General features: G+C 60.4%; 2 protein-coding genes. Both read left to right on the top strand.

Features of this window, described 5'->3' with window-relative positions; all coding sequences use genetic code 11:
* Positions 1 to 86 precede the first annotated feature (86 nt).
* Positions 87 to 836: a 3-deoxy-manno-octulosonate cytidylyltransferase gene (locus tag KDH09_13050; GenBank protein ID MCB0220621.1), complete on the top strand. Its 750-nt coding sequence runs from the start codon at positions 87 to 89 to the stop codon at positions 834 to 836.
* A complete protein-coding gene (locus KDH09_13045) occupies positions 833 to 1693 on the top strand; it encodes a prephenate dehydratase (GenBank protein ID MCB0220620.1) in 861 nt (286 codons plus the stop codon). The genes KDH09_13050 and KDH09_13045 overlap by 4 nt, the downstream gene beginning before the upstream one ends.
* Positions 1694 to 1898 lie beyond the last annotated feature (205 nt).

Here is a 1898-nt window from a genome sequence, read left to right as displayed (position 1 = left end):
TGGGCGCGGAAACTAATTGTTTCTCATCCCAACCGCAATACGTATAAGAGCTTATTGAGCAATTTGCCGCGCTTTCGCCTAAATCCATGATCGAAAACCAGAATACCATCATCGTCATCCCCTCCAGGATGGTGGCCACGCTATTGCCGGGAAAGCCCCTCGCCGATATTAACGGGCTTCCGATGATTGTCCACGTCTGGAAACGGGCGCTGGAGGCCAATATCGGCCAGGTTCTGGTGGCCGCAGCAGAGACCGAGATCGCCGATGCGATACGGGCCCACGGCGGTGATGCAATTGCAACCGATCCATCTCATCCCTCCGGGTCCGACCGCGTGGCGGAAGCCCTCCGGTTACGCGATCCTGGCGGCCGCTTCCGCTTTGTTGTCAATCTCCAGGGTGACCTCCCGACGATCGATGCGCTGGCGATCCGCCGCTGTCTGGCGGGCCTCGTGAACGAGAAAGCTGATATTTCGACCATCGCCGCGCCTATCAGCACCGAAGGCGACGCCTTAAACCGCAATATCGTGAAGGCGATTGCACCCCTCAACGAGGGTCGGGAAGTCGCTTTCGCTCGCGACTTCGTCCGCGAGATTCGTCCGGACCATACCCCACCCTACTGGCACCACATCGGAGTCTACGCCTACCGCCGCGCCACGCTCGAGAGATTTGTCAGCCTGCCGATATCGGCGCATGAAGAGGCCCGCAAGCTCGAACAGATGCGCGCCCTTGATAATGGCATGCGTATCGTGGTTGTCAGCGTCGACTCCGTGCCGCTTGGTGTCGACACGCCTGGCGACCTTGAAACTGCACGCAAGCTCCTGAGGACCCCCGCATGACACTGAAGATCGCCTACCAGGGCGAACCCGGCGCCAACTCCCATATTGCCTGTCTGGAGGTCTACCCGTCCTGCGAACCGCATTCCTGCGGTACGTTCGAAGATGCGTTCCAGGCTGTCCAGGATGGCGAAGCGCAGCTCGCCATGATCCCGATCGATAACTCCGTAGCCGGGCGCGTTGCCGATATCCATCACCTATTGCCGCGCTCCAACCTGCACATTATTGGCGAGCATTTCCTACCTGTCCATCACCAGTTGATGATCGTGCCGGAGGCCGATCCGGCCCGGATCAAGACCGTTCATAGTCATGTTCACGCTCTCGGCCAGTGCCGCAACATCATCCGTGAATTGGGAGTCAAACCGGTCGTCGCGGCCGATACCGCAGGAGCTGCGAGGGAACTGTCCCAGTCGCGCGATTCGTCGCGGGCCGCGATTGCCACCCGTCTTGCCGCCGAAATCTATGGGCTTAAGGTCATCCGCGAGAATATCGAGGATGAAGCGCACAATACCACGCGGTTCGTGATCCTCTCACCCGAACCCCAGGATGCCGCAGCCGATGGGCACTCCGTGATGACGACTTTCGTATTCCGGGTTCGAAACGTGCCGGCCGCCCTCTACAAGGCGATGGGCGGGTTTGCCACCAATGGCGTGAACATGACCAAGCTCGAATCCTATCAGCTCGAAGGTCAGTTCTCGGCCACCCAATTCTATGCCGATATCGAGGGCCATCCGGCCGAGCGCAATGTGCGCCTCGCCCTCGAAGAGCTTGAATTCTTCTCGAGCTATCTGCGCATTCTTGGCACCTACCGGGCATCACCCTTCCGTGCCGAGATTGCCCGCCGCATGATGCCGGCCTGACGCCGCAGACTTGCCGGCTGCCGCCAGTCTGATCACCGCTCAACCGCCAGTCTCACCAAATGGTGGGCGATGGCCATCGGATTGGCCGCATAGAGCCCGTCGGGATGGCGCCGGTCCAGCATCAGCCGCGCGTCCTCGGCACTGAACCAGCGGGCATCGTCAAGCTCCTTCTCGTCGAGACGGATGGTGCTGTCCATCGCATCAC

This window comes from Chrysiogenia bacterium (assembly GCA_020434085.1).
Taxonomy (GTDB): domain Bacteria; phylum JAGRBM01; class JAGRBM01; order JAGRBM01; family JAGRBM01; genus JAGRBM01.
Note: the sequence above shows the minus strand (reverse complement) of the source record. Positions and strands in the feature narration are given on the sequence as shown.

Bases quoted from the DNA above. Each gene is read 5' to 3' on its own strand.
- KDH09_13050 (MCB0220621.1), top strand. From the start codon at position 87: ATGATCGAAAACCAGAATACCATCATCGTCATCCCCTCCAGGATGGTG.
- KDH09_13045 (MCB0220620.1), top strand. From the start codon at position 833: ATGACACTGAAGATCGCCTACCAGGGCGAACCCGGCGCCAACTCCCAT.